Origin of the sequence: Treponema maltophilum ATCC 51939 (genome assembly GCF_000413055.1) — a bacterium.
Taxonomy (GTDB): domain Bacteria; phylum Spirochaetota; class Spirochaetia; order Treponematales; family Treponemataceae; genus Treponema_C; species Treponema_C maltophilum.
Window position 1 is genome coordinate 1984584 of sequence record NZ_KE332518.1, and the last position, 12685, is coordinate 1997268.

Here is a 12685-nt window from a genome sequence, read left to right on the forward strand (position 1 = left end):
CTTTAATGCTAAAATATAAGAGGTTTATATGAAAGAATATCACGGCTGCTGGCCTACAATGATCACGCCCTTTACGGAAAACAATACAGTGGATTTCGATGCGATTAAAAAACTTGTCGAATGGTATATCGCTCACGGCGCCGACGGAATTTTTGCCGTCTGCCAATCGAGCGAAATGTTTTTTCTTTCAAAGCAGGAAAAGCTCGACATAGCAAAAGCCGTCGTCGATGCAAATGCCGGCAGAATTAAAGTAATCGCGTCGGGACACACGGCCGACGATCATGCGGAACAAATCGACGAACTGGGCGCCATGGCGCAAACAGGTGCCGATGCGGTTGTGCTCGTTGCGAACCGCATGGCAAAACAAAACGAAGGAGCGGATGTCTTCAATAAAAACGCCGAAGATATTTTCCGCCAGCTTCCGAATGTTACCTTCGGTTTGTATGAATGTCCGTATCCGTATTTGCGCCTGCTTACCGACGACTTTCTTGCCGACTGCGCGCGCACGGGTAAACTGGTCTTTTTAAAAGACGTGAGCTGTTCAAACGAAATAGAAGCGCGCCGCGTCAAACTTACCGCCGGAACAAAACTTGCGCTGTTTAACGCAAATACGTCCACGCTGCTCGATTCGCTTATCGCGGGCTACGACGGTTATAACGGCGTCATGGCGAATTTCCACATCGACATTTATAAATGGATGTACGATCACTTTAAAACCGAGCCGGAAAAAGCGCGCCGAATAAGCGACTTTCTAACGGTTGCGGCGGTATCCGAAGCACGCGCATACCCGGTAAACGCGAAGTTCCACTACAGTCTTACCGGCGTTCCCATGTCGCTTACAACCAGAAGCAAAGACGTTTCCATATTGAACGAAAATGCGCGGCACGAAATAGAAAGCCTTATCCGTATGGAAAAAGAAATTCGGGCAGAACTCGGTCTTGCAGGATAGAACGATGAACGACAATAGCTTTAACTTGGTACGAGAGAATTTAAGCACTCAAATCGCCGACCTGTTGGAAGATACTATTGTCAATTCGGATGCCTTTCCCGTAAGCGAAAAACTGCCGTCCGAGCAGCAGCTTGCCGAGCGCTACGGCGTATCCCGCCCCGTTATCCGTGAAGCTTTAAAAGTTTTGCGGGAACGGGGCTTGGTTACGCTTAAAAACGGACTCGGCGCCTTCGTTACAAAGCCGAAAAATTCAACCGTGTTTTCCGCCGTAAGCAGAATTATGCATATGAATAATATTTGCGACGACGATTTAACGCAAATGCGCGCGATGCTCGAAGTGAACGCTGCCCGTCTTGCCGCGACGCATATTACCGACGATATATTGCAAGCGCTGCGGCACAACATCGAAGCCTTTTCGGATAAAACGCTTTCGCCTGCGGAGCGCGTCGCGCTGGACTGCCGCTTCCACAATCTCATAGCAAAAGCGTCCGGCAACGCCCTGCTCGAAATATTCATCGACGTGCTGGTTTCGCTCCTTACCGACTACATGGGAAAAGGCGTTCTCGTTGCGGGAGGCATAGACGACGCGATTACGCGGCACAAAAAAATACTGCAAGCGCTCGAAGCGCACAATACGGAAGATGCCGTTACCGCAATGAACGAACACATCGCCGCATCGAAGCGCAATGTGGAAGTGTTCGCCGCGCAAAAAACGGAAATGTAAGAGCGCCCGGTTTAAAATTACACTTTTACGTAATCGTCGTTAACCATGATGTTTAAAATGACTTTATCGGTTTCGCGCATACCGTCGGCGGCGATTGCGCCTACCCCGGCGATGGTTTTTTCTATGTCAGCCTTTACGATTCCGTCGCCGGCTTGAAAAGCCTCGTGCTTCATCGCAAGATAATGCGCGTTTATCGCCGCATCGACGGCCGAAGCGATTTTTGCGGCACACGACGGTTTTGCGCCGTCGCATAAAATTCCCGACACGACGGCAAGCGTATTCGTTATCGTTTCGCAAATCCGTTCGTAGCTGCCGCCCGCAAGATAGGTTATGGCGGCACCGCTTCCGCACGCGGCGCTCACCGCCCCGCAATAAGCCGAAAGTCTTCCTATGCGCGTCTTTTGATGAATCGCGACAAGATTGCTTACCAAAAGTCCGCGCAGCAAACGTTCATGCGAAAGTTTTTTTTCTTGAGCAAAGACGATTACCGGCATCGATGCGGTTATGCCCTGATTTCCGCTGCCCGAATTCGTAACGACCGGCAAAGTACAGCCGCTCATGCGCGCATCGGAGCCGGCCGCGGCCGCAGCGGCTGCGCGGACTTTTAACGTAACCGCGTTTTCCGCCTTTGCCGCTTCCAAAAGATTCGAGCCCGCATTGATTCCGTAGCGGTGCTCCAAGCCGTGGCGGGAAATGCGGCTGTTGTAATCGATTTGCCGTTCCAGCACGGAGCGAACGCGCTCAAGGTCGACCGTATCGGCAAATTCAAGAATTTTTTTTACCGAAAGCACGGAACGGTCGGTGAGCGCCGCATTTGCGCTGGCGGGATCAAACGGAACGCGCAGTACGTCTTTTCCGTTTTTGGTCGTATGGACGATATTCGTATGTTGATGGATAATTTCAACCGAAGCGCTCTCGTCTCCGGCAAAAACTTCGACAATAAAATGGAGCGCGGCAACCGAATTCAACAGCGAAACCTTGCAGGGAACCTTTTGCAAAAATTCCTTTGTACGCTCGATATCGTCTTCGGTTATATCGGCAAGAACTTCAAGCCCCTTGTCGCTCTTGCCGCCGATAATACCGATTGCCGCTGCAGCCGGAACTCCTTTCATATTTCCGGAATTGGGAACGATAACACTTTTGACGTTTTTAATAATGTTCCCGCTGCTTTTAATGCATACTCTGTCTGGAATTTTTCCGAGCAGCTTGCGGGCGTGTGCGCCCGCATAGGCGATGGCAATCGGTTCGGTACAGCCGAGGGCGGGTACCAATTCTTCTTCAAGAATTGCAATAAAGCTGCTACAGTCGGAATCGGTCAATTCCATATACTAAGCCTTTTTCGGCGTTCCGTCCGGTTTGTAAAAAAGACCGCGCAAAATAAGCGCGAGCGCTCCGTCACCGGTTACGTTGCATGCGGTGCCGAAACTGTCCTGCAAAGCGAAGATGGCGATCAAAAGCGCCGTGCCGACCGCGTCAAAACCGAGTACGCTGATAACAATGCCCAAAGAAGCCATAACCGTTCCGCCGGGTACGCCGGGCGCACCGACCGCGAACACGCCGAATAAAAACGAAAACAAAATCATCGTTCCGACCGAGGGAACCGAACCGTACAGCATTTGCGAAATGGTCATTGCAAAAAAGGTTTCCGTCAACACGGAGCCGCACAAATGCGTCGTTGCTCCGAGCGGAATCGCAAAGTCGACAATGTCCGGCGGCAAAACCGAAGACTTATGCGCGCAGCGCAAAGCTACGGGCAAAGTGGCCGCGCTCGACATCGTGCCGACGGCGGTCGCATACGCGGGGCCGTAATGTTTAACGACTTCAAGCGGACTTTTCCGCGAAACCGCGCCGCCGATAAGGTAGAGCAGCGTCATCCAAATAAAGTGACCGATGAGCACGATAATAATGACTTTTAAAAATACCGGAAGCTGGCGCGTCAAACTGCCGCTGTAAGCCAGTTCGGCAAAGGTTGCCGCAATGAAAAACGGCAGCACCGGCACGATAACGCGGTTTACGATCGCAAGCACAATCGCCTGAATTTCTTTTAACAGTTTTTCGACGGCAGCGGCCTTTGTCCAGATAACCGCAATGCCCGTTAAAATCGCCAACACCAGCGCGGTCATAACCGGCATAATCGGCTCGATACTCAATGAAAACGGAGTAACGGGCACTTCGACCAACTCGGCAGCCTGAGCCGGAATGTTCAAAAACGGAATGAGTATATAGCCGGCCGCGGTTGAAAAAAGCGAGGCGCCGACCGCGGATACATACGACATGAGTAAAAACGCGCCGAGCATTTTGCCCGCGTTCGCTTTTAAGTCGCAAATTGCCGGAGCGATAAATCCGAAAATAACCAACGGAACCGCAAAAAAGATAAGCGATCCGAGCAATTTTCTGATTGTCGCAATAACGCCCATGACGGGAGCGTTCACAAGCAGCCCCAGCAACACACCCGCAATAATGCCCAGGCACAGCTGCGGCAGCAATCCCAATTTGAATCCGCCTTTTTTTTCCATAATCATACCTCGCATAAAAACTTTGAATCAACTTTCGAAAAAGTTTTTAAACGTGCGCACAAACACACATGCGGACAGTATATCTCCGCTTTTTCCGATTGTCAAATCAGTGCGGGAAATTACGGGCAGAGCCGTTACAAAAGTTTTTTAAGATTTTTACCATAGCGGTCTTTTAACGCGCTGTAAATATAGTCTTCGCCGATTTTTGCGGCTGTCGCGATTTTTGCGATCGCTTTTTTAAGGTATTCCAATTTTGACAACCTATACACAAACGCAGAAAGGGAAACGACTCCAACGATCAAACACGCTATTCCTAACGGCGAAAAACATACAAAGCCGGGAACCGCCGCGGCAAAGGGGATAAGTACGCAAAAGAAAAAATGGGCAAAACCGATTTTTGCATACATCGTATTTAAATCGCGCGCATTCGATATACTGTATTTAAATAACAAATCGGATATAAGTTTGGCGCCGTATGCGTCTTCTTTCGTTTCGGCAAAGAAATCGGTTTTCGCTTCGGATCCGCTCTGTGTTTCGGATTCCGATTCGGAAGATTGGCGGGTTTCTTTTGCATCTTCCGATTGTTTGGTTTTTATAATATAAGGTTCCGCCAATTGCAAGTATTTCTTCAGTTGAGCAAGCAAACTTTCGCCCGCATAGGCAAATTCGTTTTTACCGCAATACAAATACAATTCGCGTATAAAGCAGGTAACATCAATTTTTTTATTTTTGGCGGACATTTCGAACATTCGGTATAAAAGCTCGCTGTATATTTTTTCGTTTACATGTTTGAACTTGCTTAAATCCAAAAAAATCGCTTTGCGGTAAAAACCCCAACACAAAGATTCCGACGAATTGATATCCCTTAAGATTTTATTATCGATTTCGACAATATATTTTACCGGATCATACTTATCGAGAATATCGCGCTTTAAGCCTACATTGTTTGCAAGCTCCGATTCGTATTCTATATGATTATCGATAGCCTGTAAAACACCGACCAAATCGTCAATACGAGAATTCAAAACCGTTTCTCTATATTCCGATTGCATATCCGAAAACTTGTCTTTCACTTTTTTAAAGAAATCTTCCATGACCTTTCCTTTTTTACTGCATTATAAAAGCTTTTTTTTATTCCGCGAGCGTAACTTTGTCCCCGATTATAAGCAAGGCCTGCTTATTTGTAAACGGGTACATAACTTTGCGGTTTTCGCCGAGACTTTCGTTTTCAGAGATGATTTTTTCGACACCCTTTTTAAATGGGAATTCGGTATAATGCGGAAGCGGATAAAAGTCGAGAACGTTGAGCGCATCATAACCGTCGAGGCCGGGAGCCTTTTTGGGATCGTCGTAATCTTTTGCATATTCGATGTCGGGCGCAAGGATGATGGTGCCGGCCGACTCTCCGATGTACAACTTACCTTTGCGTATGTGTTCCCTGACGGCTTTATCGGCGCCGCTTTTTTTAAGTTCCTGCAGCAAAAAAAAGGTATTGCCGCCGGCTATATACAAAAGATCGTTTTTTTCAATCGTCGCGGCAACCTCTTCGCGCGAAGCGTTTATGATGTCCAACACGTCGACCCTTACGCCCATTTTTTCGAAAGCTTTTTTTGCCGCCTTTACGTAAAAGGTAAATTTTTCGACTGCCGAAGCGGCGGGAATAAACGTAAGGCATTTGCCCGCAAGCGGCTCATCGATACACTTTGCAAAAACGCCGTTTTTTACGACTTCGGTAAACGACGAAACCAAAAGTATTTTTTTCACCGGTTTTCCGTCCTCTTCAGCCCCACCGGGTACGGTCGCTGCACACGCAATAAAAATGAGTACCGCCGAAAGTCGGGCGACAAAACGACTGCGTTTTTTGAATATGTTTTGCACAAACACGGCACATCTCCTTTTTATTTTTTCCCGACTAAAAGCTTCGAACCGGAAAGCAAAAACAACTTTGCTTCGATCGGCTGCATAAAAAGACCGTTTGCAGTGTCGATAAGTTCAACCTTTTCGTAACCCTGTTTTTTTAAATCTTCGACAAAGGCTTCCATATCGCCGTAGCGAGCGGCGGACATTAAATCGTGAATCGCAAAGCGGCCGCCTTTTTTCAGCACGCGGAGCGTTTCGGCAAGTAATTGTCTGCGGTCGGAAGACGGAATATTGTGGTACACGTAATTGCTCGTAACGGCATCGAAGTGTTCCGATTCAAAATCGAGCTTTACCGCATCTCCTTTCGCAAACGATGCGTTGGGCACACCTTCGGCTCCGGCATTGGCTTCGCACAGCGCTTTGCTGAATGAAGCGTATTCTTTTCCCCAGCGGTCGATTCCGACCATGAAAGCGCCGGGATTTTTCTTTGCGCACGCTATCGTTAACGCGCCGCTTCCGCAGCCGACATCGAGCCCCGTGCCGCCTTCGGGGAGCACAACATACGACGCGATCTTTTCGATAATCCGCCGCGAAAGTTGCCGTTTGCCCGTATACGAAAACGCATTGTACGCGGCAAAGCACCATGCGAATGCGGCGCCGAAAAACACAAAGACTGCAAGCAAAAGCGCGAAGACCGCCCACGTTGCCGCATTTTTCAGCCCGATAAACAGGACAATCGCAGCCGAGCACAGTAATGCGAAAGTCGTTATTGCGGCGCACGCACAGACCATTCCCTTCGGAACCCAGTTTTTGTAATTAGCCGATTTTTTTTCAGACATGTTTTTCTCCGCTTATTCCAGCAGACTTTCCTGCCGCATAATTTCGAACACGCTCGAATCGCCGAGAAAATGCGCACAGCCGGCAAACACAAAAGTTGTTCCGCCTTTTTGCAAATATTCGGCGAATTTATGCGCCCACAGCCGATTCCGGTTTTTCAGCAAAGCGTCCATAAACGCTTGCGCCTTTTCGGGCGAAAAGGAAGACGGAACATCGGACAATAATTCGGGCAACAACTCTGCAAGTTTTACCCTGTCGTTTGCAAGATACAAAGAGCGCAGGCGGCTTATTTCTTCCTTTGTTTTATCGATGTTTTGCAGCGCCTCTATCGAAGATTTCAACATTGCAAGCTGATCTTCAAAGCTGCCGAAAGCAAGCACCGCGAGCTGTTGACTTGGAGTTTCAAGCGCTTCGATCTTTTTGCTCCCCGCCCGTTGTATTAAATGAAGGTCAAGACCGTCGACCGCGTTCAAACCGGACTGCTCTATTAAAAGCTGCGACAGCACCATATTCAAAATCCACGGATTAAACGATGCAAGTTGTCGCACCGTAAATTCGCCGATTTTTTCGTTCAAAAAAGTCAGTTCGTCTTGCGAAAGCTTTTTAAGCAAGTTCTTTTCCGGATCGGTATTCATATTTTCCGGAATAACCGCCTGCAGTTCTTTTGCAATCGCCTGCATGTCTTCAAGCCCGCCGAGCTCGCCGACCAACCGGTCGGCACCGTCAAAGGTGCGCAAAACGTTTTCTTCAAGCGGATAAAAAGTTTTGTCGGCAATATGAATCGTGCCGAGCACGAATACCGACCCTTTAGCGCCTTTGATTTCCCAAAAAAAGCGTTCCGGATGTTCGATGAGCACCGGTTTCGCTTTGGCACGCGCATTCGTTGCGCAGCCGGCCAAGACAAAACCGATAATCAAAAAAGCAAACGCTTTCCGTACATTCCTCATATATGCGGCATTTTTCATAAAACCCTCACTTCCCTAGATAAGCTTTGCAACGCATGCTTCGACATCGGCCATGGACGCGGTCGGTTCAAAACGGGCAACAACGGCACCGTCGCGCGCGACAACGAATTTGGTAAAATTCCATTTGATGTCGGAATTGTTTTTATAATCGGGATCGATTTTTGCAAGCAAGCCGTCCATCTTTTCCGCCGTTTTTCCTTTACCGAAACCTTCAAATTTCTTTTGCGCTTTCAAATATGTATAAAGCGGCAGTTCGTTCGCGCCGTTTACGTCGGACTTTTTCATGTGCGGGAATTTCGTGTTGTAATTGAGCGTACAGAATTCCGCGATTTGTTCATCCGTGCCCGGCGCCTGACCTCCGAATTGATTGCACGGCACGTCGATTATCTCCAAGCCCTTATCATGATACGTTTCGTACATGTGTTCAAGCTCTTTGTAATGCGGCGTAAAGCCGCAGCCGGTCGCCGTATTTACAATCAGCAAAACCTTCCCCTTGTAATTTTTAAGCGGAACCGCATTCCCCTGCGCATCCTGCACCGAATAATCGTAAATTGACATGTTTTACCTCGATATAAGTTTATACGTATATTTATGTGCGGGCAGTTACGCACAGATATTTTTTCTTAAAAAGCGAATCGGTTTGTATGCCGGTAAAGCCCGCCGCAGACAACAGATCGCTCAGCTGTTCGCCGGTATAGATTTTCATGCCGCCGATTTTTTCGGTCCATTTGTTGTCTTCTTTGTGAAGGCCGTCCGATTCGTTGCAGATAAAAAACAGGCCGCCTTTTTTGAGCACGCGGAATACTTCTTTAAATGCTTTTTCGATTTCGGGCCAAAAGTAGACGGTTTCGAATGCGGTCGCAATATCGAACGAGCCGTCTTCGAAGGGCAAAGAAGAAACACTCGCCTGCAGTATGCGGCAGCTGCCCCGTTCGATATATTTTTTATTGAATTTTGTTGATTGCGCAACGCACACGTCCGAATAATCTATGCCGGTCGCCTTGCTGCAGCCGCGTTCGATAAGACGCTTAACGTTCGCGCCGCCCCCGCAGCCGATATCCAAACCGCTGCCCGTAATCTTTCCGTCCAAATGCGAAAAGCCCCATTCGGCCATATGCGCGTGCCCCGAGTTCATCCCCGCGACAATCATTTTGCCGATAAAGCCCGTAGGCTTTTTAAAATTATCACCTAAACCCATAGTTACTCCTCAAGGGCGAGAGAGGCAACCCGCGCAAGAATGTGCGTCCTTGTACATTCTTGCGCATCGAGTATTTTGCTTATACAAAATACTCGACATACGTTTTCCCGTAGGGGCATCCCGCCGCTTTCACTCCTTCAAACTGTATGCTCAATATATCTTTAAGTGCGAGCATTTCTTCAGAATTGCGAACTTAAAGTCGTATGTATGCGACGTTTGCACATGCAGACAATACCCGTTGTTATCTTTGTCCCGTACACGGATGTACGGGAAACCTGCAAGTATAGGTAATTATAGGGAATTTGCGCTTTTTGCGCTAGAGACAGATAGCGCAGCAGTGCATGCAATTCACCGTTTTTTTTGCCGTATGCGCTTGCATTATAAAATACTTTGGTACCGATTAACCCGAATACGGACTAACCAGTACCGATGTTATAGGCACAGAGGATGAAGAAAGCTGAACTTTTCCCCTTGTATAAGGCCGCATTTATTCGGTATGATAAATAAAAGGAGCAAGTTCTGGCAGGCGATTATTCAAAACACTTTTTAATGACGTGCGACGACGTAAAAAATTACGTTGCGCAAAAGCTCCGCTATTTCGAAAAGGGCGCCGAGCTTGAATGCGCGGAAATCGGCGACGGGAACATCAATTACGTGTTCAAAATTACCGACAAAAAAACGGGAAAATCCCTTGTGATTAAACAGGCCGACACAAAGCTGCGCTCTTCGGGACGCAAACTGGACGTAAAGCGCAGTAAAATCGAAGCCGAAATCCTTGCCGTTCAAAACACGCTTGCACCGGCAATGGTGCCGAAGGTTTACTGTTACGATGAAGCTATGTGCGCGCTGTGCATGGAAGATATTTCCGCATACAAAAATCTGCGCACGGAGATGCTCAAAGGAAAAACCTTTCCCGCTTTTGCCGACCGTATTTCAACCTTTTTAGCCGACACGCTTTTACCGACCGCCGATGTTGCGGCGGACACGGCAGCCGACCGCGCGTTCAAAAAAGAGCGGGTGCGCCTGTTCACGAATATCGAATTATGCGACATTACCGAAGATTTGGTGCTGACCGAACCCTACGACGATTATAAGGGACGCAACGTCATCACAAAAGGCAATGAAGAATTCGTGCAAAAGCATTTGTACCGCAACGAAAAATTGAAAGCTGAAGTCGGCATGCTGCGTAATGCATTTATGAACAATGCGCAAGCACTTATTCACGGCGATTTACATTCCGGCTCGATTTTTATAAATAAAAACGGCATAAAAGTAATCGACCCCGAATTCGCCTTTTACGGCCCGATGGGCTACGATATAGGAAACGTTATCGGCAATATGTTTTTTGCCCTCGCATACGCCGTTTTTGCAAAACCGGAGCGTACCGAATTTATCGCATGGGCGGAACGGACGATTGCCGACATTGTCGACGGAAGCGCGCAAAAGCTTTCGGAAAAATACGATGCCGTCGTACATTTTCCGCTTTACAACGGGCTTTTCAAAAAGCGCTATCTTGCGCAAATCGCATCCGATTCGATCGGCTTTGCCGGAACGGAAATAATCAGGCGCGTCGTCGGGGATGCAAAGGTTGCGGAACTTACTTCGGTAACGGATACGTCCGTAAAGATTCCGATGGAACGCGCCCTTATTGCAACGGGTGAAAAGCTTATTATGTCGCGCGCGAAAAAGCATACGGGAAGCGATCTTGTACGCATGTTTTACAGCGCGGCAGCGGTACATAAAATCCGATAAAAGTGCGCAGTCGGGCGGCGCGGCCTTAAACGGCGGCATTGTCGCACAAAGAACGGCACTGTTGCGGCCGAAAAACATGAGCGGGAGAATATGATGAAAAGAGAAGACGAAGGCTTGGCATTTTTGCTCAAATACGAAAACATCGCGTGGTACGAAAAAGGAGCGGTGCGCATTCTCGACAGAAGAATCTATCCCGTTAAAACCGAATTCGTTACGTGTACCGATTATACAGAAGTCGCGCAGGCGATCCGCGATATGGTAACGCAAAGCGCCGGCCCCTACCTTGCCGCCGCAATGGGCATGGCTTTGGCGGCGTATCAGGCGGTACACGCGAACGTAAGCGCGAAAAACGCCGACGCCGCAGGCATATGTGCATACTGCGAAAAAGCCGCCTACGACTTATCGCACGCGCGGCCGACAACGGTCGAACAAATGAAAAGTATCGTCGAAGGTTCTCTTAACGTCATAAAAAAATATGCCGGCACCGCGTCGGCCGACGAAATCGTTCAAGCGGCGTTCGAGTATGCATTCAATTATGTAAACGGCAATTATAAAAAATACGCCGTTATCGGCGCACACACGGCCGATTTGATTCCGCAAAACGGCACCGTCATAACCCAATGCTTTGCGGATACCGTCACGGGAACCATGCTGCGCTCATGCAAAGAATCCGGAAAAAACGTACGCATTATTTGCGCGGAAACGCGGCCGTATTTTCAAGGCTCGCGCCTAACGGCAAGCGTCGCATGCGATATGGGCTTTCCCGTAACGGTTATAACCGACAACATGTGCGCCTTTACGATGAAGGCAAAAAACGTCGACCTGTTTACGTCGGCATCCGACGTCATCACAATCGACGGACACATCGTCAATAAGGTCGGCACCTTTCAAATGGCGCTCGCCGCACGCTACTACGACATCCCCTATTATGTTACCGGAACGCCCGACCCCAAGCATGCCGACCTTTCAACCGTAACGATCGAAGAACGCGACGGGGATGCGGTGCTGAAAGCATGGGACGCAAGAATAACGATGGACGGCGTAAAAGGCTATTATCCCGCGTTCGACATTACGCCTCCGGAACTGTGCAGCGGAGTCGTTACGGAACTGGGCGTATATGAGCCGCACCGCTTAGCCGATTATCTGAAAGATTCAAAAAAAAGAGATAAAAACGGGCACCTAACGGAGGAGTAAAACGATGGGAAAACTTGAGTATTACGAAGAACGGGCGCTTGTCGCGTCTTACATGAAGCGGCTGTACGACCGCCGACTTACGACGATAAGCGGCGGCAATATCAGTTTGCGGTTGGATGAAGAAAAGTTCTGCATAACGCCGTCCGGCCTCGACAAGGGTAATTTGACGCCCGAAGTAATCGCGCTGGTTAAATTCGACGGAACGAATTTGACGCCGTATATAAAACTCAGCATCGAAACGGAAATGCACCGGCTGGCGCTGCTTGCCCGATCCGACATGCAGGCCGTCGTGCACGCACATCCGGTATACGCAAGCGCCTTTTCGACCGTCATGCCCTGTTCGCTTAATACGAAACTGACGGCCGAAGCGTATTTTATGCTGGGCGAGGTTGTAAACGTTCCGTATAAACGCATGGGAACAAACGATTTGGCGCAAAGCGTCGCCGAGCACATAAAAACGCATAATGCCTTGCTTATGGAAAACCACGGCGTTATCACCGTCGGAACGGAATTGTTGAGCGCCTTCGACCGCATCGAACTGCTCGAACAGGCGGCGATGATGACCTGCATAGCGTCCGGCTTGCCCGGCAGCCATAATCTTACAGCCGAACGGATAAAAGAATTGGACGACATGAAAAAAAGCTGAAAATCGCGGAAAACGAGTTTGCGAAGTGCAGCCGAGCGACATGA

Annotated in this window: 13 protein-coding genes; 5 read left to right on the forward strand and 8 right to left on the reverse strand. The window is 48.7% G+C overall.

The window, feature by feature from the left end; translation table 11 throughout:
- Positions 1 to 28 precede the first annotated feature (28 nt).
- Both HMPREF9194_RS09090 and HMPREF9194_RS09095 read left to right on the forward strand, forming a co-directional pair.
- Positions 29 to 949 (forward strand): dihydrodipicolinate synthase family protein, encoded by a 921-nt coding sequence (locus tag HMPREF9194_RS09090; RefSeq protein WP_016526081.1) that lies wholly within the window; start codon positions 29 to 31, stop codon positions 947 to 949.
- Between the two features lie 4 nt (positions 950 to 953).
- Positions 954 to 1673 carry a FadR/GntR family transcriptional regulator gene (locus tag HMPREF9194_RS09095; RefSeq protein ID WP_016526082.1) on the forward strand — a complete coding sequence of 240 codons (720 nt, stop codon included), beginning with the start codon at positions 954 to 956 and terminating at the stop codon, positions 1671 to 1673.
- A gap of 17 nt (positions 1674 to 1690) precedes the next feature.
- Here the strand turns inward: HMPREF9194_RS09095 and HMPREF9194_RS09100 are convergent, their stop codons facing one another.
- The 8 genes from HMPREF9194_RS09100 to HMPREF9194_RS09135 form a co-directional block, all read right to left on the reverse strand.
- Positions 1691 to 2998, reverse strand: coding sequence for an L-cysteine desulfidase family protein (locus HMPREF9194_RS09100; RefSeq protein WP_016526083.1), 1308 nt, complete (start codon positions 2996 to 2998; stop codon positions 1691 to 1693).
- Positions 2999 to 3001: 3 nt separating this feature from the next.
- Entirely contained in the window at positions 3002 to 4189 is a 1188-nt protein-coding gene (locus HMPREF9194_RS09105; RefSeq protein WP_016526084.1) for a dicarboxylate/amino acid:cation symporter, read from the reverse strand.
- A gap of 134 nt (positions 4190 to 4323) precedes the next feature.
- Complete coding sequence (locus tag HMPREF9194_RS09110; RefSeq protein WP_016526085.1) at positions 4324 to 5283, reverse strand: hypothetical protein; 960 nt, start codon at positions 5281 to 5283, stop codon at positions 4324 to 4326.
- Positions 5284 to 5320: 37 nt separating this feature from the next.
- A complete protein-coding gene (locus HMPREF9194_RS09115; protein WP_040846874.1) occupies positions 5321 to 5953 on the reverse strand; it encodes a Type 1 glutamine amidotransferase-like domain-containing protein in 633 nt (210 codons plus the stop codon).
- Positions 5954 to 6087: 134 nt separating this feature from the next.
- Positions 6088 to 6888, reverse strand: coding sequence for a class I SAM-dependent methyltransferase (locus tag HMPREF9194_RS09120; RefSeq protein WP_016526087.1), 801 nt, complete (start codon positions 6886 to 6888; stop codon positions 6088 to 6090).
- 12 nt (positions 6889 to 6900) lie between these two features.
- A complete protein-coding gene (locus HMPREF9194_RS09125; RefSeq protein WP_016526088.1) occupies positions 6901 to 7851 on the reverse strand; it encodes a TraB/GumN family protein in 951 nt (316 codons plus the stop codon).
- Positions 7852 to 7866: 15 nt separating this feature from the next.
- Positions 7867 to 8409, reverse strand: a complete 543-nt coding sequence (locus HMPREF9194_RS09130; protein ID WP_016526089.1) for a glutathione peroxidase — start codon at positions 8407 to 8409, stop codon at positions 7867 to 7869.
- A gap of 31 nt (positions 8410 to 8440) precedes the next feature.
- Positions 8441 to 9049 carry a class I SAM-dependent methyltransferase gene (locus HMPREF9194_RS09135; protein WP_016526090.1) on the reverse strand — a complete coding sequence of 203 codons (609 nt, stop codon included), beginning with the start codon at positions 9047 to 9049 and terminating at the stop codon, positions 8441 to 8443.
- 549 nt (positions 9050 to 9598) lie between these two features.
- On the opposite strand from HMPREF9194_RS09135, the gene mtnK reads away from it, so the two are divergent.
- From mtnK to HMPREF9194_RS09150, 3 genes are all read left to right on the forward strand, one after another.
- The gene (gene mtnK, locus HMPREF9194_RS09140; RefSeq protein ID WP_016526091.1) at positions 9599 to 10801 is read left to right on the forward strand and encodes an S-methyl-5-thioribose kinase; all 1203 of its coding nucleotides are present in this window, start codon (positions 9599 to 9601) and stop codon (positions 10799 to 10801) included.
- A 93-nt stretch (positions 10802 to 10894) separates the two neighbouring features.
- Positions 10895 to 11995 carry a s-methyl-5-thioribose-1-phosphate isomerase gene (locus tag HMPREF9194_RS09145; protein WP_016526092.1) on the forward strand — a complete coding sequence of 367 codons (1101 nt, stop codon included), beginning with the start codon at positions 10895 to 10897 and terminating at the stop codon, positions 11993 to 11995.
- Between the two features lie 4 nt (positions 11996 to 11999).
- Complete coding sequence (locus HMPREF9194_RS09150; RefSeq protein ID WP_016526093.1) at positions 12000 to 12641, forward strand: class II aldolase/adducin family protein; 642 nt, start codon at positions 12000 to 12002, stop codon at positions 12639 to 12641.
- The last annotated feature ends 44 nt before the right edge of the window (positions 12642 to 12685 follow it).

Coding starts and splice junctions, on each gene's coding strand:
- HMPREF9194_RS09090 (WP_016526081.1), top strand. CDS start 29: ATGAAAGAATATCACGGCTGCTGGCCTACAATGATCACGCCCTTTACG.
- HMPREF9194_RS09095 (WP_016526082.1), top strand. CDS start 954: ATGAACGACAATAGCTTTAACTTGGTACGAGAGAATTTAAGCACTCAA.
- HMPREF9194_RS09100 (WP_016526083.1), bottom strand. CDS start 2,998: ATGGAATTGACCGATTCCGACTGTAGCAGCTTTATTGCAATTCTTGAA.
- HMPREF9194_RS09105 (WP_016526084.1), bottom strand. CDS start 4,189: ATGGAAAAAAAAGGCGGATTCAAATTGGGATTGCTGCCGCAGCTGTGC.
- HMPREF9194_RS09110 (WP_016526085.1), bottom strand. CDS start 5,283: ATGGAAGATTTCTTTAAAAAAGTGAAAGACAAGTTTTCGGATATGCAA.
- HMPREF9194_RS09120 (WP_016526087.1), bottom strand. CDS start 6,888: ATGTCTGAAAAAAAATCGGCTAATTACAAAAACTGGGTTCCGAAGGGA.
- HMPREF9194_RS09125 (WP_016526088.1), bottom strand. CDS start 7,851: ATGAAAAATGCCGCATATATGAGGAATGTACGGAAAGCGTTTGCTTTT.
- HMPREF9194_RS09130 (WP_016526089.1), bottom strand. CDS start 8,409: ATGTCAATTTACGATTATTCGGTGCAGGATGCGCAGGGGAATGCGGTT.
- HMPREF9194_RS09135 (WP_016526090.1), bottom strand. CDS start 9,049: ATGGGTTTAGGTGATAATTTTAAAAAGCCTACGGGCTTTATCGGCAAA.
- mtnK (WP_016526091.1), top strand. CDS start 9,599: ATGACGTGCGACGACGTAAAAAATTACGTTGCGCAAAAGCTCCGCTAT.
- HMPREF9194_RS09145 (WP_016526092.1), top strand. CDS start 10,895: ATGAAAAGAGAAGACGAAGGCTTGGCATTTTTGCTCAAATACGAAAAC.
- HMPREF9194_RS09150 (WP_016526093.1), top strand. CDS start 12,000: ATGGGAAAACTTGAGTATTACGAAGAACGGGCGCTTGTCGCGTCTTAC.